The 26,132-nt window shown below is 72.8% G+C and carries 27 protein-coding genes; 14 read left to right on the top strand and 13 right to left on the bottom strand.

Features of this window, described 5'->3' with window-relative positions:
* Nucleotides 1-74: 74 nt before the first annotated feature.
* The 5 genes from ACH4J0_RS01465 to ACH4J0_RS01445 all read right to left on the bottom strand — a co-directional run bounded on the left by ACH4J0_RS01465 (nucleotide 75) and on the right by ACH4J0_RS01445 (nucleotide 5,675).
* Nucleotides 75-617, bottom strand: a complete 543-nt coding sequence (locus tag ACH4J0_RS01465) for a hypothetical protein (RefSeq protein ID WP_396235633.1) — start codon at nucleotides 615-617, stop codon at nucleotides 75-77.
* A 177-nt stretch (nucleotides 618-794) separates the two neighbouring features.
* A complete protein-coding gene (locus ACH4J0_RS01460; RefSeq protein WP_396235632.1) occupies nucleotides 795-1,535 on the bottom strand; it encodes a 2OG-Fe(II) oxygenase in 741 nt (246 codons plus the stop codon).
* A gap of 151 nt (nucleotides 1,536-1,686) precedes the next feature.
* On the bottom strand, nucleotides 1,687-3,411 hold the full coding sequence (locus tag ACH4J0_RS01455) for a putative Ig domain-containing protein (protein WP_396235631.1): 1,725 nt from the start codon (nucleotides 3,409-3,411) through the stop codon (nucleotides 1,687-1,689).
* A gap of 372 nt (nucleotides 3,412-3,783) precedes the next feature.
* Nucleotides 3,784-5,028, bottom strand: coding sequence for a M20 family metallopeptidase (locus tag ACH4J0_RS01450; protein ID WP_396235630.1), 1,245 nt, complete (start codon nucleotides 5,026-5,028; stop codon nucleotides 3,784-3,786).
* A 272-nt stretch (nucleotides 5,029-5,300) separates the two neighbouring features.
* Nucleotides 5,301-5,675: a hypothetical protein gene (locus ACH4J0_RS01445; RefSeq protein WP_396235629.1), complete on the bottom strand. Its 375-nt coding sequence runs from the start codon at nucleotides 5,673-5,675 to the stop codon at nucleotides 5,301-5,303.
* 333 nt (nucleotides 5,676-6,008) lie between these two features.
* Here ACH4J0_RS01445 and ACH4J0_RS01440 point away from each other — a divergent pair, with 333 nt between their 5' ends.
* Nucleotides 6,009-6,212 (top strand): cold-shock protein, encoded by a 204-nt coding sequence (locus ACH4J0_RS01440; RefSeq protein WP_045694210.1) that lies wholly within the window; start codon nucleotides 6,009-6,011, stop codon nucleotides 6,210-6,212.
* Between the two features lie 134 nt (nucleotides 6,213-6,346).
* On the opposite strand, the gene ACH4J0_RS01435 is transcribed toward ACH4J0_RS01440, so the two are convergent.
* The 3 genes from ACH4J0_RS01435 to ACH4J0_RS01425 form a co-directional block, all read right to left on the bottom strand.
* Entirely contained in the window at nucleotides 6,347-6,838 is a 492-nt protein-coding gene (locus ACH4J0_RS01435) for a universal stress protein (protein WP_396235628.1), read from the bottom strand.
* 13 nt (nucleotides 6,839-6,851) lie between these two features.
* Nucleotides 6,852-8,108, bottom strand: coding sequence for an SLC13 family permease (locus ACH4J0_RS01430; RefSeq protein WP_396235931.1), 1,257 nt, complete (start codon nucleotides 8,106-8,108; stop codon nucleotides 6,852-6,854).
* A gap of 83 nt (nucleotides 8,109-8,191) precedes the next feature.
* Nucleotides 8,192-9,064, bottom strand: coding sequence for a helix-turn-helix domain-containing protein (locus tag ACH4J0_RS01425; RefSeq protein ID WP_396235627.1), 873 nt, complete (start codon nucleotides 9,062-9,064; stop codon nucleotides 8,192-8,194).
* A 154-nt stretch (nucleotides 9,065-9,218) separates the two neighbouring features.
* Between ACH4J0_RS01425 and ACH4J0_RS01420 the strand changes: the two genes are divergently transcribed.
* The 7 genes from ACH4J0_RS01420 (at nucleotide 9,219) to coaD (ending at nucleotide 14,659) form a co-directional block, all read left to right on the top strand.
* Nucleotides 9,219-10,235 (top strand): zinc-dependent alcohol dehydrogenase family protein, encoded by a 1,017-nt coding sequence (locus tag ACH4J0_RS01420; protein WP_396235626.1) that lies wholly within the window; start codon nucleotides 9,219-9,221, stop codon nucleotides 10,233-10,235.
* Nucleotides 10,236-10,266: 31 nt separating this feature from the next.
* Nucleotides 10,267-10,683, top strand: coding sequence for a cupin domain-containing protein (locus ACH4J0_RS01415; protein WP_396235625.1), 417 nt, complete (start codon nucleotides 10,267-10,269; stop codon nucleotides 10,681-10,683).
* Nucleotides 10,684-10,843: 160 nt separating this feature from the next.
* On the top strand, nucleotides 10,844-11,029 hold the full coding sequence (locus ACH4J0_RS01410; RefSeq protein ID WP_396235624.1) for a hypothetical protein: 186 nt from the start codon (nucleotides 10,844-10,846) through the stop codon (nucleotides 11,027-11,029).
* Nucleotides 11,030-11,126: 97 nt separating this feature from the next.
* Complete coding sequence (locus ACH4J0_RS01405; protein WP_396235623.1) at nucleotides 11,127-12,956, top strand: RiPP maturation radical SAM C-methyltransferase; 1,830 nt, start codon at nucleotides 11,127-11,129, stop codon at nucleotides 12,954-12,956.
* Nucleotides 12,953-13,519, top strand: coding sequence for a DUF5825 family protein (locus ACH4J0_RS01400; protein WP_396235622.1), 567 nt, complete (start codon nucleotides 12,953-12,955; stop codon nucleotides 13,517-13,519). The genes ACH4J0_RS01405 and ACH4J0_RS01400 overlap by 4 nt, the downstream gene beginning before the upstream one ends.
* A gap of 242 nt (nucleotides 13,520-13,761) precedes the next feature.
* Entirely contained in the window at nucleotides 13,762-14,178 is a 417-nt protein-coding gene (locus ACH4J0_RS01395; RefSeq protein ID WP_396235621.1) for a nuclear transport factor 2 family protein, read from the top strand.
* Between the two features lie 58 nt (nucleotides 14,179-14,236).
* Nucleotides 14,237-14,659 carry a pantetheine-phosphate adenylyltransferase gene (coaD, locus tag ACH4J0_RS01390; RefSeq protein ID WP_396235620.1) on the top strand — a complete coding sequence of 141 codons (423 nt, stop codon included), beginning with the start codon at nucleotides 14,237-14,239 and terminating at the stop codon, nucleotides 14,657-14,659.
* A gap of 179 nt (nucleotides 14,660-14,838) precedes the next feature.
* Here coaD and ACH4J0_RS01385 read toward each other — a convergent pair whose 3' ends face one another.
* Nucleotides 14,839-15,300: a MarR family winged helix-turn-helix transcriptional regulator gene (locus tag ACH4J0_RS01385; RefSeq protein WP_396235619.1), complete on the bottom strand. Its 462-nt coding sequence runs from the start codon at nucleotides 15,298-15,300 to the stop codon at nucleotides 14,839-14,841.
* A 294-nt stretch (nucleotides 15,301-15,594) separates the two neighbouring features.
* Nucleotides 15,595-16,026, bottom strand: coding sequence for a tautomerase family protein (locus tag ACH4J0_RS01380; protein WP_396235618.1), 432 nt, complete (start codon nucleotides 16,024-16,026; stop codon nucleotides 15,595-15,597).
* 98 nt (nucleotides 16,027-16,124) lie between these two features.
* Here ACH4J0_RS01380 and ACH4J0_RS01375 point away from each other — a divergent pair, with 98 nt between their 5' ends.
* The 3 genes from ACH4J0_RS01375 (at nucleotide 16,125) to ACH4J0_RS01365 (ending at nucleotide 21,005) form a co-directional block, all read left to right on the top strand.
* Nucleotides 16,125-17,054, top strand: a complete 930-nt coding sequence (locus tag ACH4J0_RS01375) for a LysR family transcriptional regulator (protein WP_396235617.1) — start codon at nucleotides 16,125-16,127, stop codon at nucleotides 17,052-17,054.
* Between the two features lie 448 nt (nucleotides 17,055-17,502).
* Nucleotides 17,503-19,719: a SpoIIE family protein phosphatase gene (locus ACH4J0_RS01370; RefSeq protein ID WP_396235616.1), complete on the top strand. Its 2,217-nt coding sequence runs from the start codon at nucleotides 17,503-17,505 to the stop codon at nucleotides 19,717-19,719.
* 164 nt (nucleotides 19,720-19,883) lie between these two features.
* Nucleotides 19,884-21,005 carry a serine hydrolase domain-containing protein gene (locus tag ACH4J0_RS01365; RefSeq protein ID WP_396235615.1) on the top strand — a complete coding sequence of 374 codons (1,122 nt, stop codon included), beginning with the start codon at nucleotides 19,884-19,886 and terminating at the stop codon, nucleotides 21,003-21,005.
* Between the two features lie 179 nt (nucleotides 21,006-21,184).
* Here ACH4J0_RS01365 and ACH4J0_RS01360 read toward each other — a convergent pair whose 3' ends face one another.
* Nucleotides 21,185-22,450, bottom strand: a complete 1,266-nt coding sequence (locus tag ACH4J0_RS01360) for an APC family permease (protein ID WP_396235614.1) — start codon at nucleotides 22,448-22,450, stop codon at nucleotides 21,185-21,187.
* Nucleotides 22,451-22,783: 333 nt separating this feature from the next.
* Between ACH4J0_RS01360 and ACH4J0_RS01355 the strand changes: the two genes are divergently transcribed.
* Both ACH4J0_RS01355 and ACH4J0_RS01350 read left to right on the top strand, forming a co-directional pair.
* Complete coding sequence (locus ACH4J0_RS01355) at nucleotides 22,784-22,978, top strand: hypothetical protein (RefSeq protein WP_396235613.1); 195 nt, start codon at nucleotides 22,784-22,786, stop codon at nucleotides 22,976-22,978.
* Complete coding sequence (locus ACH4J0_RS01350; RefSeq protein WP_396235930.1) at nucleotides 22,957-23,154, top strand: tannase/feruloyl esterase family alpha/beta hydrolase; 198 nt, start codon at nucleotides 22,957-22,959, stop codon at nucleotides 23,152-23,154. Before ACH4J0_RS01355 ends, ACH4J0_RS01350 begins: the two co-directional genes overlap by 22 nt.
* 217 nt (nucleotides 23,155-23,371) lie before the next feature.
* On the opposite strand, the gene ACH4J0_RS01345 is transcribed toward ACH4J0_RS01350, so the two are convergent.
* On the bottom strand, nucleotides 23,372-23,782 hold the full coding sequence (locus ACH4J0_RS01345; RefSeq protein ID WP_396235612.1) for a DUF1634 domain-containing protein: 411 nt from the start codon (nucleotides 23,780-23,782) through the stop codon (nucleotides 23,372-23,374).
* The gene (locus tag ACH4J0_RS01340) at nucleotides 23,775-24,668 is read right to left on the bottom strand and encodes a sulfite exporter TauE/SafE family protein (protein ID WP_396235611.1); all 894 of its coding nucleotides are present in this window, start codon (nucleotides 24,666-24,668) and stop codon (nucleotides 23,775-23,777) included. Before ACH4J0_RS01340 ends, ACH4J0_RS01345 begins: the two co-directional genes overlap by 8 nt.
* A gap of 246 nt (nucleotides 24,669-24,914) precedes the next feature.
* On the opposite strand from ACH4J0_RS01340, the gene ACH4J0_RS01335 reads away from it, so the two are divergent.
* Complete coding sequence (locus ACH4J0_RS01335) at nucleotides 24,915-26,123, top strand: acyl-CoA dehydrogenase family protein (protein WP_396235610.1); 1,209 nt, start codon at nucleotides 24,915-24,917, stop codon at nucleotides 26,121-26,123.
* The last annotated feature ends 9 nt before the right edge of the window (nucleotides 26,124-26,132 follow it).

Genomic DNA, 26,132 nt, shown 5'->3' with positions numbered 1-26,132 from the left:
GTGGCGCCGGCTCGTTCCGAGTCGGCGCCACCGTCGCCGGCGGCACCAGCGGCGGGAAGAGCGGTGGGACGGGTTCAGCGGGGGCTGCGGGTCTCGGGCGACCGGCTGGTCAGCCAGCCGTGACGGACCTCCCAGGTGCGGCCGTCCGCCGTGGCCCCGCGCAGGCCATGCAGGGTGTCGGGGCCCGCGAGGGCGACGGCGCGCGGCTCGGCCAGCGAAGCGAAGCCGAAGGTCCGCTCGGCGGTCCACGTGGTGCTGTGCCGCAGCCGTCGGGCCATCTGGACCCAGCCGGGCGGCGCGGCGGCGACCACCCAGGCGTCCGGGGCCCGGCTGGTGAACCGTCGGGCCGGGCGGAGCCAGGAGGCGGCCTGCTCGGGCCAGTCGGTGACGGCGAGCACGGATCCGCCGCGGGCCCGCCAGGCGTCGGTGAAGGCCTGGGCGGTCGCGCGGGAGGCGTCGTCCCGGCTGTGGCCGACGGCGACCGTGTGCATCCGGGGGCGGCTGGTGCTCAACAAGCCTAGTAGCGTGGCGAGTTCGGCTTCGGTGTGACCGGTGGGGGAGGGCAGTGGCCCGTAGGCGCCGAGTTCGCCGGGGCGGACCAGCGGGGAGGGGGTCATGTGTGCTGCTCCTGCTGTTGGGCCTTCCACTGTCGGCCCTCCGCGGGCAGGCGGACCGCGGAGGGCCGGTAGTCGCCGAGGGGGCCCGGACGGGGACCGGTCCGGGTGCGGCCGGCCGCGTCGAGCAGCCGGGGACGCGGTTGCGGGGCCGGCTGGTCGGGGTGGGCCATGGCGGGCTCAGGCGTCGTGGAAGACGAGCCCGAGGGCGTGCCGGCGGCCCGAGCGCACGGTGCTCACCCCGTGCCGCACGGGGCCCGCGGAGAAGCCCCGGGCCGAGCGGACGGGCCGGTCGCGGGTGGTGAACACCAGGCCGTGGCCCTGTGGGAGGACGGTGCTGGTGCCCCGGGACTGCGCGCGGGGGCGCTGTTCGACGAGGAGGAACTCGCCGCCGGTGTAGTCGGTGCCCTGTTCGTCGAGGCCGATGACCACCTGGAGCGGGAAGACGAGGTCGCCGAAGACGTCGCGGTGCAGCGCGTTCCAGTCGCCGGCCCGGTAGCGGAGCAGGATCTGCGAGGACTTGGCCTGCCCGGCGGCGTGGCACCGCTCCAGCCACTCGTCCAGGCTGTCGGGCCAGGGCGCGGGCCGGCCGAGCTTCTCGGCCCAGCCGCGGGCGATGGTGAGCAGGTGCGGGTACAGCGCCTGGCGCAGCTCGTGGACGGGCCCGGGCAGGTCGTGGGTGAAGTAGCGGTACTGGCCGGAGCCGAAGCGGTGGCGGGCCATGTCGACGGTGGTGCGGAACGGCTCGTCGCGGTCGTAGAGCGCGGCCAGGTCGCGGCATTCCCGGCGGCTGAGGAGCTGCGGGGTGAGCGCGCAGCCGTGGGCGTCGAGTTCCTCGGTCAGGGCCGGCCAGTCGGCCGGGTCGACGCGCTCCCGGGAGCGGGACGCCGCAGGGGCGGGAGGGGCTGTTCGGGTGGTCACGCGGTCCAGTCTCCGGCCCGTCGGCGGCCGGCACCGGCGGTTTTCGGACCGGACGTTCGACGGCCCGCACGCCGGTTGCTCCCCGCACGCCGGTCGGCCTCCCCGCACGCCGGTTGCCCTCCCCACCGCGGGGAGGGCAACCGGCTTCGGATCACCCGACGTTGACGGCGGTGTCGTCGAGGACGAAGGAGGTCTGCTTGGTGTAGTCCTCGGCGCCGGTGAACTTCAGGGTCACGGTCCGGCCCGCGTACCCGGACAGGTTGAAGCTGTGCTGCTGGTAGCCGGCGGCCGCGTTCATGTTGGAGTAGGTCGCCAGGGTGGTGCCGTTGGCGGTCACCGTCAGCTTGTCGTACGCGCTGGTGGTGGGCTCGGCGGTGTCGACGTGCAGCCAGAAGCTGAAGGTGTAGGTGCTGCAGCCGGTCGGCAGGGTCACCGTCTGGGCGAGCGTGTCGGTGTTGGTGCTGCCGTAGCCGTCCAGCCAGACGTCGTACGTGCCGGAGTGCGGCGGCTCGCTGGAGCCGCTGTTGATGGTGCTGCTGCCGCCGGTGTTGGTCTCCGTCCAGCCGGCCGTCGTGCCGGCCTCGAAGCCGGGGTTGGTGAGCAGCTGGGCCGCGGTGCAGCCGCCGCCGCTGCCGGTGGCCTGGACGGTCCAGGTGAAGGTGACGGAGGAGGACGGGCCGGTGGAGTCGGTCGCGGTGGCCGTCACCGAGTAGGTCCCCGCGGTGGTCGGGATGCCGCTGATCAGGCCGGTCGTGGCGTTGAGGCTGAGGCCGGCGGGCAGTCCGGAGGCGCCGTAGCCCAGGGTCCCGCCGGCGGTGTCGGTGGCGGAGAGCTGGAGGCTGGTGGCGGTGCCGGCGGTGGCGGTGCGGGCGCCGGGGTTGGTGAGGGTGACGCTGCCGGTGGTGCTGCCGCCGCTTCCGGTGGCGAGCCAGGCGGTGGCGTTGAGGCCGAGGGCGGCGTCTGTGCCGGCCGGGTCGTTCCAGCCGTTGTAGAGGGTCTTGCCGGATTCGCCGGTGCCGTCGTCGATGGCCGAGCTGTCGCCCCAGATGGCGACCCGGCCCTTGCCGAAGCTGCTGGTGGCGAAGAAGGCCCCGGTGGTGCCGGAGTACCCGGTGCGGTAGACGATGCCCTTGACGCTGGGGTTGTCGGCGGGCTTGAGGGTGAAGGTGGTGCCGTTGCGGATGATGCTGCCGGTGACGGTGCCGAAGGGGCCGTGCAGGACGGGGTCGGTGGCGTCGCCGATGGCGGTCGGGTTGTCGGTCTGGATGTTGAGCAGGTCGACGGAGAGCCCGAACGGGTCGTTGCTGTTGACCGAGTTGGTGGTCATCAGGTCGTTGATGACGGCGGGGGAGTCCCAGCCGTCGTTGTTGCGGTCGCTGCCGGTGTGGTCCGAGATGAGGAACAGTCCGCCGCCGTTCTGGACGAACGTCATGACCGCGGTCTTCTCGGCGTCGCTGAGCCGGACGTTGGGCTCGGGCAGGACGAACTCGTCGAAGTTGGCGAGGTCGAGGGCTCCGCCGGTGCCGTAGGTGATGCTGGAGCCGCTCGGCAGGGTCTTGAGGCTGTACTGGCCGGTCTTCTGGAGCGCGACGCCCCAGCTGGAGATGGCGCCGGTCCAGTCGGTCTCGGACTGCGGGCTGCCGTTCTCGGCGAGCGGGTCCGGCTGGCTGGTGCTGATGATCCAGTCGGCGTTGCCCGCGGTCTCCGCCTTGGTGTCGTCGAACAGCACGCGGTGCTGGGCGGTCGCGGCGGCGGGGGTCGCGGCCGTCACGGTCGCGGCCGCGGCCCGGTGGGGGACGGCGCCGGCGGCGGTGAGCACGGCCAGGGCGACGGCGCCCAGGGCGAGCGGGCGGGTGGCTGCGATGCGTCTGAGCATCGGTCAGGCTCCTTGTGTTGTGGGGGGCAGGGGGGCGCTACGCGCGTAGGCGCAGAGGCACCGTCCCATGATGGGGTAAGCGGCGCTTGAACGGAACGCGACGAAACGGGGCATCACCACGCCGCTCGCCCCCATCCGTGAAAGCCTGCACAGCTGCCACACCGTCAACTCACCGGATCTCCCCGCCTCCGACGGGAACGGACGGTCGCACCGTGCGGATCCCCGTCGCCCCGCCGACTTCCCGCTGCGCTCGACAGGACGCGCCGACGCGGCGCGGGGCGGCCGTAGCGCTCCGGAGCACCGCCCGACCGTGGCCCGGCGCCCGGCTGCCTCCGCCGGGCACCGGGCCACGCCCTTGCATTGCCACCGGGTCTACCCCCGGGCCAGCCTCCCCAGGGCGAGGGCGGCCAGGAGCGCGGCGCCGTCGGCGAGCACGTTGTCGTCGAACTCGGCGTCAGGGGAGTGGTTGTAGGCCGCGGTGAACGGGTCACGGCCGTCGGTCGGGGCGGCGCCGAGCATCAGGTACGCCGACGGGACCAGGGCCGCCAACACGCCGAAGTCCTCGGAGCCGGCGATCGGTTGGGGCATCGGCACGTACCGCTCCGGCCCGACGAGCCGGCCCGCCAGTCCGGCCGCGAAGTCCGCCTCCACCGGGTCGTTGACGGTCACCGGGTACCCGGGCTCCACCTCGGCCACCGCCTCCAGCCCGTGGGCGGCCGCGATCCCGTGCACCACCCGCAGCGCCTCGCCGTGCACCAACTCCCGCGAGCGGGGGGAGAAGGAGCGGATGGTCGCCGCGAACCGTGCCTCGTCGGGGATCACGTTGGCCGCGGTGCCGGCGTTGAGCGTGCCGACGGTGAGCACCACCGGGTCGAAGGCGTCGACCCGCCGGGTCACCATCGTCTGGAGGGCCAGCACCGCCTCGCACGCGGCCGGCACCGGGTCCAGCGCCGAATGCGGACTGGACCCGTGCCCGCCGCGCCCGCGCAGGGTGACCCGCAGGGTGTCGGAGGCGGCCATCACCGGTCCCGGGCGGGTGGTGACCAGCCCGTTGGGCAGCAGGGCCGCCGCCACGTGCAGGGCGTACGCGGCCACCACCCGCTCACCGGCCGCGTCCAGCACGCCCGCGTCCACCATCAGCTGGGCGCCGCCCGCCCCCTCCTCGCCGGGCTGGAACATCAGGACCACGTCGCCCGCCAGCTCGGCGCGCCGCTCGACCAGCAGACGGGTGGCGCCGACCAGCGCGGCCATGTGCAGATCGTGCCCGCAGGCGTGCATCGCCCCGGGGACCTTCGAGGCGTAGGGCAGCCGTACGTTCTCCTGCACCGGCAGGGCGTCCATGTCGGCGCGCAGCAGCACCTTCGGCCCGGGGCGGCCGCCGCGCAGCACGGCCGTGATCGAGCTCAGCCCCTTGCCCGGGGTGAGTTCCAGCGGCAGCCCGTCGAGTGCGGCGAGCAGCCGGGCCTGGGTCCTGGGCAGTTCCAGTGCGATCTCCGGCTCCTGGTGCAACTCCCTCCTCAGGGCGACCAGTTCGGGTTGCAGCAGGGCGGCCGATCGGGTCAGTTCGGGCAGTGCCAGCCGGTCGAACAGGGCGGCGAACGTGGGAAGGTCGGACACGGGGCCTCCAGGCGAGGGTCGGGTCTGGCTGGCTCCATGATCCGCGCTGACCGGCCCGTTCCGGCCGGATTCGCGGATCCGTGACGCGCCGGACCCGGGAACCCGCCGTGATGGTCCTGACCGTCCCGCGCCCGGGCCGCCGGGCTGGAACGCCGCGACGCCGAGGGCGCCTGAGCGCCGGGGCCGTACGGGCGTCGGCCGGTCGCCGGCCGACCGGGCACCGAGCGCACGACGGCCGGGCCCCGCGGAGCGGAGCCCGGCCGTACGAGGTGTCACTGGTCCGAGTAGCTGAGGTCTCCCACCGTCCAGCTGCTGACGTCGGCGATGGCGATGCGGTACATGCCCCCGGTGTGGGGCAGGCCGTAGCTGCCTTGCAGGATGCGGGCGACGTGCAGGTGAAGGTGGGTAGGCGGGGTGGCCGGCGGAGCCGGGTCGCCGGTGGCGGACATCGCGAAGAGCGTGGCGAAGGGCTTCAAGTGGTCTGAGGCGCCGAGGACTTCGGCCACCCGTTCGTGCCAGAGGCGTTCCGGTGCCAGACGGCCGGTGATGACCGCCCCCGGGACGACCACGGTCAGGGGCATCTGGTTGCTGCGCTCGGACTCCACCATTGCGGCGATGTCGACGAGCAGCGCATCAGGGTTCGACATGGATCCGAGAATAGTGCCCCCGGACGCCGGTCGGACCGGATCCTGCTTCGACGGCCGCCCTGGCGGTCAAGTTCGAACAGCTGGGAATGCATTCATTCCGCGCGGCATGCGCCGGGACGCGCGGGCGCGGGATTTTCCGGCGGGTCCCACCACGGCGGGCGGCGGCCTGCTACAGTCGACCCAGTTGCAGTAGTGGTTCCCATGAACTTTGTGTGCGCCTGCTGATGTATCGCAGGCGCATTTTTTGTTCCCCGGCTTTCCGGTGGGCGCTCCATGCGGTGACTCGAAGTACGCACCGTGCGTGCTTCGGATTGTCCCTTGAAGGAGATTTAAATGGCTAATGGCACTGTGAAGTGGTTCAACTCGGAGAAGGGCTTCGGCTTCATCGAGCAGGAGGGTGGCGGCCCGGACGTCTTCGCCCACTACTCGAACATCAACGCCAACGGCTTCCGTGAGCTGCTCGAGGGCCAGAAGGTCGAGTTCGACGTCACGCAGGGCCAGAAGGGCCCGCAGGCCGAGAACATCCGCCCGCTGTAGTTCTTCTGCCGCGGCACCTGCCCGAGCAGTGAGGGGCCCGCACCGAGCACATGCTCGGTGCGGGCCCCTCGGCGTCGCGCCGGCTCCGGAGACAGCCGGGCCGGACGCCGGCCACTGACCGCCGTCCGGCCGCGTCAGCGCTGGGGGCTCGGCGGGGGCGGCAGGGTCTCAGTGCCCGGTGCGGGCTGCGGCCAGACCAGCAGCACGGGGCAGGGGGCGTGGTCGACGACGAAGCGGGTTGCGGGGCCGAGACTGTGCGGCCCGAGGCGGGTGCGGTCGCCGTCGCGGGCCAGGACCAGCAGTGCGGCCCCCTCCGCCGCCGAGACGACCTCGCGCTCGGTACGGCCGGTGCGCTCCAGGCGGGTGCAGGCCCGTCCGAGCCGCTCGGCCGCGGCGTCGAGTAGCTGCCGGGCGGAGGCGTCGGCCAGGTGCTCCACCTGGTCGCCGGGGTCGCGCTCGCGGTGGCCGCGCCCGAGCAGACCGGCGAAGGCGCCGTGCGCGAGGCCCGGGACGTCCCGGTCGCTGACGTGGAGCAGCACGACCTGCGCGCCCTGCGGCGCGTGGGTGCGGGCGGCGTCGACGCAGGCGGGCCAGGTGCCCTCGGTGATCCAGACGACGACCGTCACGGATTCCTCCTCCTCACGATCCGATGATGTGCAGGGACCCCCACAGTGCCACCACGGCCAGTGCCAGGGCGGCGGGCACGACGAGCAGCCCGAGCCGGGTGAACTCGCCCAGACCGACTTCGGTGTCGTGTTCGTGCACGATGCGCCGCCACAGCAGGGTGGCCAGCGACCCGGCGTAGGTGAGGTTGGGGCCGACGTTCACCCCGAGCAGCACGGCCAGGACGGCGCCCGGACCGGAGGGGACGGCCAGCGGGAGCAGGACGAGGGTCGCGGGCAGGTTGTTGATGACGTTCGCCAGGACGGCCGCCAGCGCCGCGACCCCGAGCAGGGCGGGCAGCGAGGTGCCGTGCGGGAGGAGGTGCCCGAGCGCGGAGGCCAGCCCGTTGTCGACCACCGCCCGCACCACGACGCCCAGCGCCAGGACGAAGGCCAGGAACGGCACTGCGGCCGAGCGCACGATCGCGGCCGGGCTGGTGCGGCGCTGGGCGAGCGCCCGGGCGGCGAGAACCAGGGCGCCCGCCAGCGCCGCCCAGGCCGGGTCGATCCCGACCGCCGAGGTCAGGACGAACCCGGCGAGCGTGCCCGCCACCGTCACGAGCGCGAACACAGGCGTCTGCGGCGCCTCCGCCTCGGTCGCGGCCGGGGCACCCGCGTCCAGATCGGCGCCGAAGAACCGGCGCAGCACCACGTACTCCACGCCGATGGCCGCCAGCCACGGCAACACCATCAGCGCGGCGAACCGGGTGAAGCTCAGCCCGCTGGCGGCGAAGGCCAGCAGGTTCGTCAGGTTGGAGACCGGCAGCAGCAGCGAGGCGGTGTTCGACAGATGGGTGCACGCGTACAGGTGCGGCTTCGGACGGGCCCCGAGCCGGGCCGCCGTGGCGAACACCACCGGAGTCAGCAGCACCACCGTGGCGTCCAGGCTCAGTACCGCCGTGATCACCGACGCGACCACGAACACCTGCACCAGAAGCCGCCGCGGACTCCCCGCCGAGGTGCGGGCCATCCACGCCCCACAGGCCTGGAACAACCCCTCGTCGTCGCACAGCTGCGCCAGCACCAGCACGGCCGCCAGGAACCCGATCACCGGGCCGAGCCGCTCGGCCTCGGCCAGCGCGTGGGCGGGGGAGATCGCGCCGGTGGCGACCACCAGTCCCGCCGCCGGGACGGCGACCACCGCCTCCGGCCACCCCCACGGCCGCACCACCGCACACACCAGGACCAACACCAACAGCGCGAGGGACAGGGCCTCGGCGAACGACGTACTCAGGGACCTGCTCCTCGCGGCTGGGGATGACGGCGGCCCCTATCGAACCAGACAGCCCCGACGAACGCCCGACCGCCTCTCCGGAGTCACGCGTGCGTACCTACGGCCTCCCTGGTCGCGCCCCAGGAGGCGAGCAGGCGCAGTCCCTCCTCGCTGGGGGAGCCCGGCTCGGCGGTGTAGACCGTGAGGGTCAGACCGGGCTCGGCGGCCAGTTCCAGTCCCTCGTAGGCGAGGGTGAGGTCGCCGACCGCCCGGTGGTGGAAGCGTTTGGTGCCGGTGCCGTGGTGGCGGACGTCGTGGGCGTCCCAGCGGGTGCGGAACTCGTCACTGCGGGTGGACAGCTCGCCGACCAGTTCGTGGAGGTCCTTGTCGTGGGGCGTGCGGCCCGCCTCGGTGCGCAGGATGGCGACGGTGACGTCGGCGGCCTGGCTCCAGTCGGGGAAGAAGCGGCGGGAGGCCGGGTCCAGGAAGTGGTAGCGGGCCAGGTTCGCCTGGTTGTCGGGGCCGTCGTAGATCTCGGCGTGGAAGGCGCGGGCGAGCGGGTTGGCGGCGAGCAGGTCCAGCCGGCCGTTGCGGACGAAGGCCGGGCCGGCGGTGATCGCGTCCAGGGTCCACTGCAGGCTGGGGTGCGGCGTCCACGCCCTGGCCCGGCGCCGGGGGCGGACGAGGGCGTCGGAGCCGTCGGCCGCCTGCGCCAGGTTCAGCAGATGGGCGCGTTCGGCCTCGTCGAGGCGGAGCGCGCGGGCGACGGCCTCCAGGACGGCGGGGGAGGCGCCCGCCAGATTGCCGCGCTCCAGTTTGGCGTAGTACTCCACGCTCACGTCCGCGAGCGCCGCGACCTCGCTCCTGCGCAGGCCCGGGACCCGCCTGCGGCTGCCCGCGGGCAGGCCCACCCGCTCGGGGGTGATCTTCGCTCGCCGCGAGGTGAGGAACTCGCGGACCTCCTGGCTGTTGTCCACCCCCCGACCGTACGGCCTGTCGGGCCCGGGAGGGATGTACTGCCGGTACACCCCTCGCTGGTGACTCGCCGCGGGCGCCGGCAGCGGGTTCCCTGGAAGGCAGGGGGCGCGAGCAGAACGCACCCCGGCCCCGTGATGCGAAGGAATCCCACTCATGCGCGGAACAGTGATCCACGGCCCCGGCGACATCCGCCTGGAGACCCTGGAGGACCCGAAGATCCTCCACCCCACCGACGCGATCATCCGCACCGCCGTGACCTGCGTCTGCGGCTCCGACCTGTGGTCGTACCGCGGCGTGGATCCGGTGGGCGGACCGAGTCCGATGGGGCACGAGTACATCGGCTTCGTGGAGGAGGTCGGCAGCGAGGTCACCGGCCTGCGCCCCGGCCAGTTCGTCGTCGGCTCGTTCGCCACCTCGGACAACACCTGCCCCAACTGCCGCAACGGGTTCACGTCGAACTGCGTGCACCGCGAGTTCATGAGCACCTGCCAGGCCGACTACGTGCGCATCCCCAACGCCCAGGGCACCCTGGTCGCCACCGACGGGGTGCCCGGCGAGGAGTTCTGGCCGGGCCTGCTGGCCGTCTCCGACGTGATGGGCACCGGCTGGTGGGCCGCCGACGCCGCCGAGGTCAAGCCCGGCTCGACCGCGGTGGTGATCGGCGACGGCGCGGTGGGCCTGTGCGGGGTGATCGCCGCCAAGGCGATGGGAGCGGAGCGGATCATCGCGATGAGCCGCCACGAACCCCGGCAGAAGCTGGCCCGGGAGTTCGGAGCGACCGATCTCGTCGCCGAGCGCGGAGAGGAGGGGGTGGCCCGGATCAGGGAGCTGACCGGCGGCATCGGCGCCGACAGCGTGCTGGAGTGCGTGGGCACCGCCGAATCCATGCGGCAGGCCCTGCGCTCCGCCCGGCCCGGCGGCACCGTCGGCTTCGTCGGCGTCCCGCACGGGGTCTCCGTCGACGGGCAGGAGCTGTTCTTCTCCCACGTCGGCCTGCGCGGCGGCCCGGCCCCCGTACGCCGCTACCTGCCCGACCTGATCGACCACGTGCTGACCGGCCGGATCGCGCCGGGCAAGGTCTTCGACCTCACCCTGCCCCTGGAGCGGGTCGCCGAGGGGTACCGGGCGATGGACGAGCGCCGCGCCGTCAAGGCCCTGCTCAAGCCCTGACCACGTTGCCTTCGACTGGACAGGAAGACCTGTGGAACTCATCAAGCCCCAGCCCACCGGCAAGGCCCCCGCCGACTGGTTCACCGGCGACGTGTGGTGGGACGTCATCGTCGCCGGCCGGGAGCCCTCCCGGATGCGCGCCAACCTCGTCCGCTTCGCCCCCGGTGCCCGCACCCACTGGCACGCCCACGCCGTCGGCCAGATCCTGCACGTGGTGTCGGGTGTGGCCCTCATCGGCACCCGTGGCGGCACGGTCCTCGAGGCCCACCCCGGTGAGACCGTCAACTGCCCGCCCGGTGAGGAGCACTGGCACGGCGCCGCGCCCGACCGCTTCATGGAACACATCGCCATGTGGGAGGGCACCGGCAGCGCCGACACCCCCGAGACCGTCTGGGCCGAGCCCGTGACCGACCAGCAGTACGACGGCCCCCGTACGTGCGGCCGGTAGCCGCCCGGACCGGTACGGAACCGTGCTGCACGGGCGCGTCGGGCTTCCCCGTGCACGGCTATTCACCGGTAACCATTCGCCGATTACAGTGACTTGGCGTGCGAGTCCGGAAGCGAGTGAACGTCCGGGCCGTTGCGCGCCACTGCCCGCAGGAGAGGAGGTGACCACGATGCAGATCACCAAGACCGTGATGAGCAGCGGGACTTCGAACTCGACTCCGCGGATCGACGCCCCACCGGCGTACCGGATCGACGCGCCTCCGGCGTACCGGATCGACGCGCCTCCGGCGTACCGGATCGATGCTCCGCCGTCCCGGGTTGACTCGTCCGCCGAGCGGGACGGCTGAGCCGAAGCCGAGACAGACCTATCGACGGTCGGGGCCCCACCCACTCCGGGGTCCCGGCCCGACGCGGGAGCGGAGTTTGAGGCTGAGCCTGGTGTCGATGCCGTGGCAGCTGCTGGAGCTGCCCTCGTTGGCGATCGGCATCCTGCGCCGCCGCGTGGCACGGACCCGGCCGGAGGCCGAGGTCTCCGAGGTGCACGCGGCGATGGACTGGGCCGGGTTCCTGCTCGCCGAGAGCGGCGGGGACCTCACCCCGCACGACTACACGCACGTCGCGGAGACCGGCCTGCACCACGGGCTGGGGGACTGGGTGTTCGCGGGTGTGCTGCACGACGACGACCGCTGGCGCGAGTTCGAGCTGAACCGTTACGCGAAGGCCAGTGGGGTCGACATCGAGGTGGTGCGGCGGATGCGTCCGTACGCGCGCCCCTTCGTCGAGCGGGTCGTCGACCAGATCCTGAGCGAGGACCCGGACGTCGTGGGGTTCACCACCACGTTCATGCAGAACGTGCCGAGCCTCGCGGTGGCCCGGCTGCTCAAGCAGCGGCGCCCCGGGGTGAGGACCGTCATGGGCGGGGCGAACTGCGACGGACCGATGGGCGCGGCACTGCACCGCAACCACCGCTTCGTCGACTTCGCCGTCCGGGGAGAGGGCGAACTCGCCTTCCCCGCGCTGCTGGAGCACCTCGCGGCAGCGACAGCTCCGCTGGACGTACCGGGGCTGTGCTGGTGGGACGGCGACCGGCCGGTGGCGAACCCCGAGAGCGCAGCGCCCGTCCCGCCCGGGCTGATCCCCGCCCCCGACTACACCGGCTGGCAGCGGGCCCTGGAGGCGTCGCCGGTACGCACCTTCGTGGAGCCCAAGCTCGCCGTCGAGGGAGCGCGCGGCTGCTGGTGGGGAGAGAAGCACCAGTGCACCTTCTGCGGGCTCAACGGCTCGGCCATCGCCTTCCGCAGCAAGGACGCCGACGCCGTGTGGGAGGAAGTGTCCGGCCTGATCGAGCGCCACCGCATCCTGGACCTGGTGATGGTGGACAACATCCTGGACATGGGCTACTTTGCCGGACTGCTGCCGCGGATGGCCGCCAGTGGCTGGGACCTGCGCGTGCACTACGAGGTGAAGTCCAACCTCCGCCCCGACCAGCTCGACCTGCTCGCGGCGGCCGGGGTGGTGCACATCCAGCCCGGCATCGAGAGCCTCAACGCCCGGGTGCTCGACCTCATGGACAAGGGTGTGAGCGGTGCCCGGAACGTGAGGCTGCTGCGGGACTGCCACGACCGTGGCCTAACGGTGAGTTGGAACCACCTCTACGGCTTCCCCGGGGAACGCGACGCGGACTACCGGCCCGTGATCGACCAGATGCCCGCGCTGGTGCACCTCCAGCCGCCGGGCGGCACCATACGCATAGCGCTGGAACGGTTCAGCCCGAACTTCGAACGCCCGGACCTGGGCTTCGCCGCGCGGGCCCCGTCCCGCATCTACGACCACATCTACGACCTGCCGCCCGAGGAACTGGCGGATCTGGTCTACCTGTTCGACACACCGCCGCAGGGGATCCGGGGAGAGATCGAGGCCCGGCTCCACCGTGCGGTCGATGCGTGGCGGGCCGCGCACGCCGGCTCGTTCCTGGTGGTGGTGGCCGACGTCGAAGGAGAGGTGAGGATCACCGACCGTCGGCACGGTTGGCCGGCACGGGACCACCTGCTGCGCGGTCTGGACGCCGCCGTGTACCGGCTCACCGAGCGGGTCCGTACCGCGCGTTCCGTGCTCCGGGCACTGGCCGAGCAGGGGCGGCGGGTGTCGGAGGAGGAGGTGGCTGCGGCGCTGGCGGGCTTGCGGGAGCGCGGACTCGTCTTCTGCGACGGGGAGCAGGTCGTGGCACTGGCGGTGCGCGACCTCCCGGTCCCAGTCCGGGAGGGGGCGGAGTGAACGTGGTGGTCGGCGATCGGGCGGCAGACCTGTTCCGCAGGCACGACCCCGGCTACGGTGCCACGGTGGAGGGCGGCACCATCGTCGTGCCCGACGAGGTCGACCTGGGTGGGGACGCGCTTGCCGCCCTGGGGTTCCTGGCGTTCCTGCGGGTCGCCCTGGAGGAAGGCGTGCCCGTTCGTTGGACGGCGTCCGGAGGCGGTGAACTCGACACCGCACCGCTGCGCCACCTCTGGCCGCCGAGCGGGTTCGCCGGGCTTCCCGCCGACCCGTGGGAGGAGGCGTTCCGGTACGGGCTGTGCTATTTCAGGCGCGGGCCGGGCTTCATCACGGTCAAGGACGCCCGGGCGGAGCACGACGTCCACCTGATGCTCGACCACCCGGACCTGGTCACGACCTTCCTGGCCGGACGCACTCCGCTGCCGGTGGAAGCCCTCACCGCGACGCAGCGCCAGGCGGTCGGCCTGCTCATCGCGGAGAACCTGATGTACCGACTCGGCGATCTGCTCCTGACTCTGCCCACCCACATGCGCCGCTGGCCCGTACCGTTCAGCGCGGTGTGAGCCTGTACGCCGACGGCCCACCGCCCGGAAGGCGGCGGGCCGTCGGGAGAGGTCGGACCCGGCACCACCACAACCCACCTCCGGCGAAGCTGTGCGGACGAGGAGGGCGCGGATGGAGAAGTCGGTGGCAGGCTGACCGCCGGTAGGGCACGATCACGACGTGTGCGGCCCTGCACCTGCCGTGCCGATGTCGGATCGCTGCTCGCCTCGGCGCCTTCCACGCCGGGCCGGAGAGGACGCGTGTGTCGCTCGCTGTTGAAGATCGCCTGGCCGTCATGGAACTGATCTCGTTGCACGGCCACCTCGTTGACGACGGAAGCCTTGACCGGTTGGACGAGTTGTTCACCGCCGATGTGACCTACGACCTCACCGACTTCGGCCAGGAACCGCTGTCCGGGGTGGCGGCCGTCCGGGAAGCGGCATGGGCGCTGGGAGCGGCCAACCCCGTCGCGCATCACGTCACCAACGTCGTCGTCACCGCATGGGCGGAGGGCCGGGTGCAGGTCCGATCCAAGGGGCTGGGCATCAGGGCGGACGGCTCCTGCGGTTCCGTCTCCTACGACGACACCGTGGTGCGCACCGCCGAGGGCTGGCGGATCAGCCATCGCAGGGTCTCGGCACGCCGAACTCCCCTGGGTGGGATGACGAAGCCCCGCTGACCGGGCGGCCGCCCCGGCCCTCACTGCCGGGGCCGGCCGCTTGCTACTGTTCCCGATCATGCGAGCCCTCTTCCCAGGATCCTTCGACCCGGTCACTCAAGGGCATCGGGACGTCCTGCGCCGCGCCGCCCTCCTGTTCGACGAGGTCGTCGTCTGCGTGATGTTCAATCCGAACAAGACCGGCCGCTTCCCCGTCGCCGAACGGCTGGAACGGCTCCGCGAGGCAGCGGCTGACCTGGGCAACGTCACGGTGGACTACCAGACCGGCGGCCTGCTGGTCGACTACTGCCGCCGGACCGGAATCGACGCCGTCATCCGGGGAGTCCGCGACACCCACGACCTGGACCACGAACTGCCGATGGCCCGCATGAACCACGAACTGGCCGGGGTCGAAACCTTCTTCATCGCGGCCGACCCCGCCCTGCGGCACATCTCCTCGACCCTCGTCACCACGATGGGTCAAGGCCTGTCGCGGAAGTGAATCAAGGTTCTGGATGATCAGAGGCCGTGAGGCGCGGTGACCTGACGAACGGCCGGTGGAGTCGGGTTGAGCCGCTGTTGCCGATGGGCGGGAAGCCGGACCGGCCGCCGGTGAGGTTGCCGTTCGTTACGAGGCGCCCGTGCTGGTGACGGCCGTCAACGAATGGTTGTGGCCGGCCTTCACGACAGGCCCTCGGCGAGGTTGTCGGTGACGCGTTGGAGCACGGAGACCGCAGTCGCGTACTCCTCCTCCGTGATGTCGCCGAGGAGCTCCGCACGCACCCGGTCCATGTGTTCCTTCGCCGTTGCCAGGCCCTCGCGGCCCTGTTCCGTGAGGGTCAGCCGGCCGTCCGCGCCGATGCCGAGCCAGCCCCGGTGCACAAGTGAGTCGACGGCGTGGACCATCACCTCGGCACCCATGCGGTAGGGCACGGCCACGGCGCGGATCTCCTCTCCGGTGAGGCCGTGCTCGGCGCGGACGATGTTGTTGAGCGCCCACCACTGGGGTTGAGTGACGTCGATGCGTGCCAGGGTGGCTTGGGAGTGCCGCAGGATCGCTTCGGTGGCACTCCAGGCGACCAGGGCGATGGGCCGCTGGCCGAGCGTGGCGGTGCCGTTCTGCGGGGTGCTTGGGGTCGTCATGATCGTTAGGCTAGGACCTCAAGTGCGGTTGAGGTCAAGGTTGTGGCGCTGCCGCCGCGAGATGCGGCTGCCTGGACCGCACGGAGCGGCTGAACCCGGCCGACGTGATCCGCTGACTCGACCACCGCGCGTCGGGTTCGAGCACGAGGACCGGGATCACGAGGTGGGCCTCCTCCTGGTACCCGGCGTACGGCGGGTGCGCGGCGACCGGCGACGGCTGGTCCACCACGAGCCTCGCACGAAGGGGGCCCACCCGCCCCGCTCCCGCGGGCGGGTGGGCCCCCGGCAGCCGCCTCAGCCGGTGGCCCCGGCGCCGGTGGGGGCGTCGTTCATGCGCTCGTCGTAGCCGGTGGCGGGGTTGACGACGCGGCCGGCGGCCCACCAGTTCTCCCGGGCCGTTTCGTTGATCATCATCAGGACGTCCTCTTCGGGGACGTCGGCGAACAGCCGGAGCCTGTCGACGATCACCCGGAACAGCTCGGCCTTCTGTTCGGCGGTGCGGTGGTTGACGGAGATCTGGACGAACATGGCGCGCTCGCTGCGGCGCAGGCCGAACACGACCGGCTGCATCTGGAAGTTGTCGGGCGAGACTTCGTGGAAGACGTGGAACTGGTCGTCCTGGGGGACCTTCAGCACGTCGACCATGGCGCTGTGGATGCCCAGGGACACGTTCCGGCGGTGCTCGGCGGTGGTCCCCTGGCGCAGGTAGACATTGATCAGAGGCATGATCCGTTGCCCTTTCCTCGGTTGTCCTGCCTTCACGCTAGGAACCCGGGTGGCATTCCACCAACGAATGTCCGGCATGGTGGATATGATTTTTGCTCATGGAGATGACACTGGTCGGGCTGCGGGTGCTGCGCGAAGTGGCCGAGCGGGGCACCTTCACCGCCGCGGCGCAGGCGCTCGGGTACACCCAGTCGGCGGTCTCCCGGCAGATGGCCGCGCTGGAAGAGGCGACCGGCGCCCGGCTCTTCGACCGCTACCCCGGCGGCGTCCGGCTGACCGGCTCGGGCCGTGCCCTGTTGCGCCGCGCCGTCGTCGCCCTGGACGCCCTCGAAGCGGCGGACCGGGAGTTGCGCGGAGCGGAGGAGGTCGAGAGGGGCAGCGTTCGGCTCGGCTTCTTCCCCACGGCGGGAGCGGTGATCGTGCCCCGGGCCCTGGCGATGCTGCACCAGGAGCACCCGCACATCCAGGTGACGACGCGTGAGGGGACCACTCCGTCCCTGGTGCGCGCGCTGCGCGCCGGCACCCTGGATCTCGCCGTCCTCTCCTCCCGGCCACCGCATCGCTCGCCCGACACGGACGAGCCGCCCCTGAGTGTCGAGCCGCTGCTGGAAGTGCACCTGGCCGTGGCGGTGTCGGTGGGCGGCGCGTTCGCCGAACGGGGCAGCGTCAGCGTCGAGGAGATCGCGGGCGCACCGTGGATCGCCGGTCCCGGCAGCGCGGACGAGCCGCTGCTCGGCGTCTGGCCCGGTCTGCCCGGGCGGTCCGAGGTCCGCCACACTGCCCGCGACTGGCTGACCAAGCTCCACCTGGTCGCGGCCGGCGTCGGCATCACCACGGCCACGCCGGCGCTGCTGCCGGTCGTCCCGCCCGGTGTCCGCTTCGTTCCCGTCGAGGGCGCCCCGGAGGAGGTGCGACGCGTCAGCCTGGTGCGCGTGCCGGGCCCTCCCAACGCACCCACGCAGGCGCTGGCACACGCCCTGCGCCGGGAAGCCGCCGATCTGGCTGACCTCGCCGACCTCGCCGACTGACCGTCCCGGACGTGTGCCGGCGCACCCGGTCGGCTGTTCACCGGTGGTCAGTCGGGGCTTCCGTCGCGCTCCCCGCGCCGGGTGTCGAGGGCGGCGAGCTGGTACTCGATGAGTAGGTCGTCGAGCAGGTACGCGCCCGGGGGCCGTTGGAAGATGATGGAGGCCACGGCGTACCAGTCGGTAACCAACCCGCCCCACCGGGCCCCCACCGAGCCGCCGGTGCACCGCTCGCAGGCCCGCCGCGCACGCTCGCGGCGGGCCTGCCTCACCTCCGGCCGGGCCGGGAGCAGATTCGGGACGGCGGGATGACGGGACGAGGGGACGCACTGTTGCCGTCCGGGCGAGTATGGAGGGAGGCTGCAGGTGCGCTCGCCGGTTCGAACGAGGTTTTGTGATGGCCATGCCATGGAAGTCGCCGCCGAGGCCCGGCGAAGGGACTGCCGAGGCGATGGCGGAGCGCGGCGCCACCGAGGCGCTGGCACGGATCATGCGGTCGCTGCCGGACCGGCTCGACGCGCACATGGGTGGCCTCTACCTCCTGTCGGACGACCGGCAGGTGCTCGAACTGGCCATGACGCTGGGGGCCATCCGGCAGTTCACCAGGCCGTGGCGGCACATCGGCGTGACCGCGCCCATCCCGGTGGCCGAGGCCGTGCGCAGCGGCCGCACCGTATGGGTGGGCAGCGGGGACGACATGGCACGCCGCTACCCGAGGGTCGCGCTCGCCATGCCGTACGCGTTCTGCCTCGCGGCCGTTCCGGTCGTCGCGCGGGGGACGACGTACGGCGTGCTGTTCGTCCTGTGGCCCGCCGCGCATCCCCCGGAGCTGTCGGCACCCGAACGTGAGGGGATCGGTGCGCTGGCTGCCCGCCTCGCCGAGGTGGCGGCGGAGGCGGCGGGTGCGGGCCGTCCGATCCGGGCCGGCCCACGGCCCGAGGTGGCGGAGGACCGTGTCGCCGACCCCCTCGCCTCGGTGGCCTCACGACTGCCGGAGGGCCTGTGCGGCCTCGATCTGGACGGCCGGCTGGCCGCGGTCACGCCCGTCGCCGCGGAACTGCTCGGCGAACCGGTGGACGGACTGCTCGGTGCGCGGCCGTGGACGGTGCTGCCCTGGCTGCGGGACCCGGTGTACGAGTACCACTACCGGGCGGCGGTGATCAGTGGGCAGTCCACCTCCTTCGTCGCGCTGCGGCCGCCGGACCGGTGGCTGTCGTTCCAGCTCTTCCCCGACGCCTCCGGGCTCACCGTGCGGATCGCCACCGTGGAGTCCGCCGTCACCGGGGATCCCGACTCCGCCGCTGCCGCCACCGCCGCCGACCCCGCCACCGCCGGCGCCGACCCCGCCACCGCCGGCGCCGACCCCGCCACCGCCGCCGCCGACCCCGCCACCGCCGCCGACCCCGCCTGGGACCACCGGCACGCCGGATGCCCGGCCGATCGGGCGGTGCACACCCGGCCCGGGGTGCTCTACCACCTCCTCCACCTCGCGAGCGCGCTGACCGAGGCCATCGGCGTGCAGGACGTGGTGCGCATGGTGTCCGAACAGATCGTGCCGGCCTTCGGCGGCCAGGCCGTCGCCGTCCTGATGGCCGAGGGCGGCCGCTTGCGCATCGTCGGTCACCGGGGCTATCCGCCCGGCCAGGTCGACCAGTTCGACGGCACCCCGCTGACGGCCTCCACACCCGGTGTCCAGGCGTCGACCAACGCCGTGCCGGCGTTCTTCGAGTCCCGCGCGGAGCTGGAGCTGCTGTACCCGAACCGCCGCGAGACCCAGGACGGGATGGCCGCCTGGGCCTACCTGCCGCTGGTGACCTCGCGAAGACTGATCGGCACCTGCGTGCTGGCCTTCGCCGAGCCGCACCGCTTCGACGTGGACGAGCGTGCCGTCCTCACCTCGCTGGGCGGTCTGATCGCCCAGGCGCTGGACCGCGCCCGGCTGTACGACACCAAGCTCGGTCTCGCCCAGGGTCTCCAGGAGAACCTGCTGCCCCATGTGCTGCCCGCGGTCCCCGGCCTGGAGGTCAGCGCCCGCTACCTGCCGTGCACCGAGGGCATGGACGTCGGAGGCGACTTCTACGACCTCATGCGGGTGGGGCCCGACAGCGCGGCCATCGTCATCGGCGACATCCAGGGCCACAACGTCAACGCGGCCGCGCTGATGGGCCAGGTGCGCACCGCCGTCCGGGCGTTCGCCGCCGCCGACGCCGATCCGAGCACCGTGCTGGCCCGCACCAACCGCCTGCTGACCGACCTGGACACGACGCTCCTGGCCACCTGCGCCTACCTCTGCGTCGATCTCGCCGCTCGCGAGGCCAGCCTGGCCACCGCCGGCCACCCCGCACCCCTGCTCTACCGCCCCGACGGCCGGGCGGAGATCGCGGAGCCGCCCATCGGCCTGGTCCTGAACGTCGACCCCGCCGCGGAGTACTTGCAGCTCCGGCTCGACCTGCCGGTCGGCACCACCCTGGCCCTGTACACCGACGGCCTCGTCGACACACCCGGCGCCGACCTCGACCGGGCGCTGGCCGAGCTCACCGCCACGCTCGCCCGCCACGGCTCCCAGCCGCTCGACCGGCTGGCCGACGCGCTCATCGGACGGGCCGGGCACGCGGACCACCGCACGGACGACATCGCGCTGCTCCTGGTCCGGTCCGTCCCGCGCTGAACCGCGACCGGGGGAGAGTTCCCGCTGCCGCCGTCGCCCGGGCCGTTCCCCCAGGGGACGGACCAGGGTCGCCCCAGGGTGATCACTGATGGGCAAGGGCGCGCCCGGCCAGCAGACTTGGCGCCGTCAGGAAGGCCCGCCCGCGCCATTGAAGGAGACAACCGATGCGGATCCGCCGCACCGTCACCACGCTCGCCCTGGCCACCGCGCTCACGACTGCGCTCACGGCCGGCGCCGCCGCGTCCGCGTCCGCGGCCGTCGCCGCGCCGGTCGCAGGCGCCTCGCCGTCCGCCGCACCGACCGTCGCGGAGATCCTCGGCCACCTGCCCGATGCCGTCGTCGCCGGTGCGCTGGTCCGGCAGGACGGTGCGAGCGCCACCGCCGGCCCGGTAACGGCGGACGCGTACCTGCGGATCGGCAGCGTCACCAAGGTGTTCACCAACACGGTGGTCCTCCAGCTCGTCGCGGAACACCGGATCGGTCTGGACGCACCGGCCCGGCAGTACGTCCCCGAGGTGCTGCCCGAGGCGTACGGTGACGTGACCGTGCGCCAGCTCCTGGACCACACGAGCGGCCTGCCCAAGCCCGCGCGGACCCCCGGCCCGGCCGACGGGCCCGGATGGCAGCTCAGGTCCGTGACACCCGTGGACCTCCTGCGCGAGTCGTTCGCCGCTGCCGACGCCGCGCCCACATCCCGGGGGGAGCAGCAGTACAACGGGCTCAACTCCCTGGTCCTCGGCCTGGTCGTCGAGAAGGTCACCGGCCGGTCCTTCACCAGCGAACTGCGACGCAGGATCATCCAGCCGTTGCACCTGACCCACACCGGCCTGCCCGCCGCCGACGACCCGGCGATCCCTTCGCCCCACGCGGAGGTGTACCTGGACGGACAGGACGTGACCGAGCAGAGCCCGTACCCGTGGGCCGAGGGCGGCATGGTCTCCACCGCGTCCGACCTGGACCGTTTCCTCACCGCGTTGTTCCGGGGGCACCTGCTCCCGCCCGCCCAGCAGAAGCTGGTCTTCGAGGTGCCGGACGTGCCGAGTGCCGCCGACAACACGAACTGTGCCGGCACGGACGCCTGTTACAGCGTCGGCGGGCTCATGCGTTACCGGCTCCCCGACGGCGAGTACGCCTGGGGCAAGACCGGCTCCCGCCCCGGCTGGGACAACGGGATCTTCGCCACCCGCGACCTGAGGCACCGCGTGGTGTACTCCCTGAACCCGACCGGGAACGGCGACGACCTGCCGTACATCAAGGCGCTCGTCAACGCCGGGCTCGCCGACTGACGACCGGACCGTCACGCCCGGGGCGCGCGGTACCCGTCGACCGCCCGGCTGATCACCGCCGGCGCCGCGAGGCAGAAGCCGTACACGGACACCAGTCCGTGGCCGTTGTCCTGGGCGCGGTGGTCCGGGCGGTCCGCGGCCGGTTCACCGCCCGCCCGGACGGGCGGCCCGCCTTGACGTCAGGAGCGGGCGAAGACCTGGCGCGCGCCGTAGGCCGCGGCGCCGAGGGCCAGCACCCCGGCGCCCCACAGCACCGAGGTGCCGGGCAGGGCGAAGGCCAGGACCAGGCAGCCGGCCAGACCGAGGAGGGGCAGAGCGCGTGGTGGCCGCCCCTCCTCGGCTTCGAGCGTCCAGGCGGAGGCGTTGGCGACGGCGTAATAGGCCAGCACGCCGAAGGACGAGAAGCCGATCGCGCCGCGGATGTCGCCGACGGCCGCGACCACGGCCACCACGGCGCCGACGGCGAGTTCGGCGCGGTGCGGAACGGCGAAGCGCGGGTGGACGGCGGCGAGCCGGTGGGGCAGGTGTCGGTCGCGGGCCATCGCCAGAGTGGTCCGGGAGACGCCGAGGATCAGCGCCAGCAGTGAACCGAGCGCGGCCACGGCCGCCCCGGCCCGTACGACCGGGGCCAGTCGCGGCGCCCCGGCGGCCCGGACGGCGTCGGCGAGGGGCGCGGTGGCGTGGGCCAGGCGCTCGGGCCCGAGGACGGCCAGGACGGCGAGCGCGACGGCGGCGTAGACGACCAGGGTGATGCCGAGTGCCAGCGGAATCGCGCGCGGGATCGTGCGCTGCGGATCGCGGACCTCCTCGCCGAGGGTGGCGATGCGCGCGTACCCCGCGAAGGCGAAGAACAGCAGGCCCGCCGCCTGGAGCACGCCGTGGAAGCCGGCGTCCGCGCCCACCGCCCAGCGGCCGGCGTCGGCGTCGCCGCCGGCCAGACAGGCGACGACGACCGCGGCGAGCACCGCCAGGACCACGGCGACGATCACCCGGGTCAGCCAGGCCGCCTTCTGCACCCCCGCGTAGTTCACCGCGGTCAGCGCCACCACCGCCGCGACCGCCACCGCGTGCGCCTGCTGCGGCCACACGTACGAGCCGACGGTGAGCGCCATCGCCGCGCAGGAGGCGGTCTTCCCGACGACGAAGCCCCACCCGGCGAGGTAGCCCCAGAACTCGCCGAGCCGCTCGCGGCCGTAGACGTACGTGCCGCCCGACCGCGGGTAGCGGGCGGCCAGCCGGGCCGAGGACGTCGCGTTGCAGTACGCCACCACCCCGGCCAGTGCCAGCCCGACCAGGAGCCCGGACCCGGCGGCCCCGGCAGCGGGGGCGAGCGCGGCGAACACACCCGCGCCGATCATCGACCCCAGCCCGATCACCACGGCGTCGACCACGCCCAGGTGTCGCCGCAGCTCCTCCGGCTCGGGCGCCTGTGCCGATGAACCCATGGATCCGTGTCCTTCCACGCTCTTCGTTGTCGGCGCGCACGCTACTGGACGGGGTGGCCGTCCGGCAGATCGGCGAGCGGTGGTGGTCCACCTCACTCTACAGAAGTAACCGTTCAGGAGAGTGATGAATGTCAATCGCAGGGCGAGGACTTGGCGTTTACGCCAAGCTTGCCCTGTGCAGTTTGACGATCGCGACCACTGGGTGTCAGTCTGATAACCGTTCAGAACGGTTACTTGTGTGCCTGCGGTGAACGACCTGACGGCAGGACCACCCTTCCCACGCGCCAACGCCCCTGCGGGCCTGGCCGCTTCACGCCCTTGGACGGAACCCCGATGAACCGGACCCTGACCGCCCTCGCGGTCGGAATGTCCCTGGCCGCCGTGCTGTACGCGCCGGGTGCCTCGGCGGCCACCGGCACGCCCGCTCCCCACAGCCGGCTGCAGACGGTCGGCGGCAGCGCCTCTTCCTCGCGCCGGGCACGGCCCACTGCGGTCTCAGCGGCCGGATCGACGACCTCGCCGCACTGACCGCCTGGGTCGAGCGGGGCGAGGCCCCGCAGACCCTCGCCGCCACTCTGCCCACCGCCGACGGCCGAACGGTCAGCCGCAACCTCTGCGCCTACCCGCTGGTCTCCCGCTACGACGGCCACGGCGGCCCCGCCGACGCCGCCGGCTTCCACTGCGCGCCCGCCACCCGGCGCTGACCGGGCACCCTCGGGCCTGGTGGCCAGGACCCGGACCCCGGTCCGTCGGGGGCCGGGCGCGGGAGGTGCCGCTGTTCCGGCGGGAGACGGCCGAGCGGCTCGGTCATGGCGCGTTCACCTGCCCGTCCTGCGCGGTGGTCCCGGCCACCGGGCGGCTACGGTCCCGACCCAGCGGTCACCCGGTCCACCGGTTCCCACCCGTTGCGGAGGCAGCGCGTCAGCCGAGCAGTGCGCCGCCCAGCAGCATCGCGACCACGAGCCCGGCCAGCAGGGCGTAGCGCCGGTCGCCGGTGCGCAGCCAGCGGGCGACGGTGACCAGGATTCCGAGGGCCGGGGCGACGGACAGGGTGAGGAGGCCGAGTCCGAGCAGCAGGGGCCCCGCGCCGTGCTGGGAGGTGAGCTCGGCGAGGGCGAGCGGGCGGGCGGTGCGGTCGCCCGCGGCCAGTGCGGCGACCAGGCCGGCCAGGATCAGGACCAGCGCGAGGGCGCTGACGACCAGTAGCGCGGTGGCGGTGAGCCGGTTGGTGCGGGCTTCCCGGACGAGGGCGACGTCCGGTGCCGGTGTGGTGGCGACCGCGGGCTCCGCGGCGGTGGCGACGACGGTCTCGTCGGTGGGCAGGTCAGACATGGATCACTCCGAAGGCACCGAGCAGGAAGGAGAGGCCCGAGACGAGCACCACGGTGGTGTAGACGGCTTCGATGGTGCCCACCGAGAGCCGGCCGGAGAGCCGGGAGCCGAGCAGCGAGCCGGTGGTGATGCCGAGCACGATCGGGGCCACCAGCAGGGGCTGCACCACGCCGGCCGCGAAGTAGACCACGAAGCTGGCCACCGCGGTGATGCCGATCATGAACTGGCTGGTGGCGGTGGCGACCCGGACCGGTACGCCCATGCCCACCGTCATCGCGGGCACCTTGAGGAAGCCGCCGCCGACGCCCAGCATGCCGGAGAGCATCCCGGCCGCCATGGAGGCGCCGGCGCCGAGGAGCGGTCGCCGGGCCCGGTAGGCGCGCGGGGTGCCGTCGGACTCGTCCGCGATCAGGCCGGTCAGTGCGGTACGGCCTTCAAGGGCCCGCAGTCCGTGCCGGGTGAGGGCGTCCGGCGGGGTCCCGGCGGGCGCCGACCCGCTCGCGGCGGTGGGGAGTCGCTTGCGCCGGCGGGTGAGTTCGGCGGAGAGGAACTGGCTGATGCCGAAGACGCCCTCCAGAAGCGGGCGCGGGATGAAGGCGGTGACCAGGCTTCCGGCGATGCCGCCGATGGTGGTGGTCACCTCCAGGCTGAACGCCAGGCGCTTGTGGGTCAGGCCCTGACGCAGGTAGGCGGCGGATCCGGTCGCGGAGTTGGCGATGACGGCGGCCAGCGAGACGGCGACCGCGGAGCGGAACGAGACGCCGTAGCCGAGCACCAGGACCGGGACCACGATCGCGCCGCCGCCGATCCCGGTCAGTGCGCCGACGCCGCCCGCCGCGGCGCCCATCAGTATCAGTACGAGGAGGGTGGAGAACGTCATCGTCATCGGCATGCCCTTTCCCGGGGACGCGTGGACAGCGTGTGCCGAGTGCACATCTTCCGGAGCCCGAACGTTAGTTGACACAGGATCAGGGAAATGCGGGACTGTGACGTACACCACCGGTCGCGACTGGACAGTTTACTTGTCGGTAACATGGCGGAGTCCGGGGAGTGGCATCGTCGATTCCGCTCGCACCGGGATGTGCGACCGGCGTGAGCCTGCAACCTCGCCTCCGAGGAAAGGGCAAAATCCATGACCCCGTTAGCCGTTCAGCAGCGTTCCTCCGCCGCTGACCAGATCGATGAGGCCGTCGGAACCGACGCGGCGGCCTTTCTGGACAACGTCCGTCGCTTCACTCGGGAGCGCATCGCTCCGGTGGCCGGACTGATCGACCGCAGTGACGAGATCGGCACGGAACTGTTCGCGGACATCGCCCGCCAGGGCCTGTTCGCCAACTCCCTCGGCTACCGCGCCGACCAGCCGCACGGCGGCCCCGAGCGGGTGCGCTTCCTCCTCGACGTGCTGGAGGAGCTGGCGCGGGTCTCGCCGTCCGTCGCCAAGGCGGTGATGGACCAGAACCTGGGCCAGATCGGGATGTTGCGCGAGTACGCGGGCCGTGACCTGCGCGAGCGCTACCTCGACGCGATCCGCACCGGCGAGAAGCAGGCCGCGTTCGCGATGAGCGAGCCGCAGACCGGTTCCGACGTCGCCCGGTTCACCACGGTGGCGACCCCGGTCGAGGGCGGCTACCGGATCAGCGGCGAGAAGGACTGGATCACCGGCGCGGCCCGCCGGACGGTGCATTTCGTGGTCGCCAAGCCGGCCCCGGAATCGCGCGAGGTCGGCCTTTTCCTGGTGGACCGCAGCAGGCTCGGCGCGGGGGACGGAACGGTCGAGATCGACGACCGGAAGGAGAAGCTGGGCCTGCGCGGGCTGGGCGAATTCCACGTCCGCTACCACGATGTGTTCGTACCCGTCGAACAGGTGGTGCTCGGTTTCGACCGGACTTCGCTGCGCAGAATCATGCGCCACTACAACGGAAAGCGGCTGGGCCAGTCGGCGATCTGCCTGGGCCTTTCGAAGAGCGCGTTGCGGACGGCCTTCGACTACGCCAGTGCCCGCCTTCCGGCCGGTTCGCCCGGGCACCTCGCGATGCAGTCCACGCTGGCGCCGCTGGTCGGTGAGCTGCGGGCGGCGCAGGCGCTGATCGAGTGGGCCGCGGGGGAGTGGGCCGGCGGGGACGAGACCGGCGCGCCGAGCGCGATGGCCAAGTACGTGACGGGCGAGCTCGCGCAGCGGGTCACCAACGCCGCCGCCCAGGTCTGCGGCGCCAACGGGCTGTCGGACAAGATGCCGCTGGTCCGGTTGATGCGGGACGCCCGGATGCTCACCGTGGCCGGCGGTGCCTCGGAGGTGCTGCGCGGCACGGTCGCCCAGCACCTGGGCCGCCTTCTCGACTGAGCCCGGCCG

The organism is Kitasatospora sp. NPDC017646 (genome assembly GCF_044329365.1).
Lineage (GTDB): Bacteria > Actinomycetota > Actinomycetes > Streptomycetales > Streptomycetaceae > Kitasatospora.
Note: the sequence above shows the minus strand (reverse complement) of the source record. Positions and strands in the feature narration are given on the sequence as shown.

Excerpts from the sequence above, each read along its gene's own strand:
- ACH4J0_RS01465 (WP_396235633.1), bottom strand. The coding sequence starts at position 617 with ATGACCCCCTCCCCGCTGGTCCGCCCCGGCGAACTCGGCGCCTACGGG.
- ACH4J0_RS01455 (WP_396235631.1), bottom strand. The coding sequence starts at position 3,411 with ATGCTCAGACGCATCGCAGCCACCCGCCCGCTCGCCCTGGGCGCCGTC.
- ACH4J0_RS01445 (WP_396235629.1), bottom strand. The coding sequence starts at position 5,675 with ATGTCGAACCCTGATGCGCTGCTCGTCGACATCGCCGCAATGGTGGAG.
- ACH4J0_RS01440 (WP_045694210.1), top strand. The coding sequence starts at position 6,009 with ATGGCTAATGGCACTGTGAAGTGGTTCAACTCGGAGAAGGGCTTCGGC.
- ACH4J0_RS01420 (WP_396235626.1), top strand. The coding sequence starts at position 9,219 with ATGCGCGGAACAGTGATCCACGGCCCCGGCGACATCCGCCTGGAGACC.
- ACH4J0_RS01405 (WP_396235623.1), top strand. The coding sequence starts at position 11,127 with ATGCCGTGGCAGCTGCTGGAGCTGCCCTCGTTGGCGATCGGCATCCTG.
- coaD (WP_396235620.1), top strand. The coding sequence starts at position 14,237 with ATGCGAGCCCTCTTCCCAGGATCCTTCGACCCGGTCACTCAAGGGCAT.
- ACH4J0_RS01385 (WP_396235619.1), bottom strand. The coding sequence starts at position 15,300 with ATGACGACCCCAAGCACCCCGCAGAACGGCACCGCCACGCTCGGCCAG.
- ACH4J0_RS01380 (WP_396235618.1), bottom strand. The coding sequence starts at position 16,026 with ATGCCTCTGATCAATGTCTACCTGCGCCAGGGGACCACCGCCGAGCAC.
- ACH4J0_RS01375 (WP_396235617.1), top strand. The coding sequence starts at position 16,125 with ATGGAGATGACACTGGTCGGGCTGCGGGTGCTGCGCGAAGTGGCCGAG.
- ACH4J0_RS01370 (WP_396235616.1), top strand. The coding sequence starts at position 17,503 with ATGGCGGAGCGCGGCGCCACCGAGGCGCTGGCACGGATCATGCGGTCG.
- ACH4J0_RS01365 (WP_396235615.1), top strand. The coding sequence starts at position 19,884 with ATGCGGATCCGCCGCACCGTCACCACGCTCGCCCTGGCCACCGCGCTC.
- ACH4J0_RS01360 (WP_396235614.1), bottom strand. The coding sequence starts at position 22,450 with ATGGGTTCATCGGCACAGGCGCCCGAGCCGGAGGAGCTGCGGCGACAC.
- ACH4J0_RS01355 (WP_396235613.1), top strand. The coding sequence starts at position 22,784 with ATGAACCGGACCCTGACCGCCCTCGCGGTCGGAATGTCCCTGGCCGCC.
- ACH4J0_RS01345 (WP_396235612.1), bottom strand. The coding sequence starts at position 23,782 with ATGTCTGACCTGCCCACCGACGAGACCGTCGTCGCCACCGCCGCGGAG.
- ACH4J0_RS01340 (WP_396235611.1), bottom strand. The coding sequence starts at position 24,668 with ATGACGATGACGTTCTCCACCCTCCTCGTACTGATACTGATGGGCGCC.
- ACH4J0_RS01335 (WP_396235610.1), top strand. The coding sequence starts at position 24,915 with ATGACCCCGTTAGCCGTTCAGCAGCGTTCCTCCGCCGCTGACCAGATC.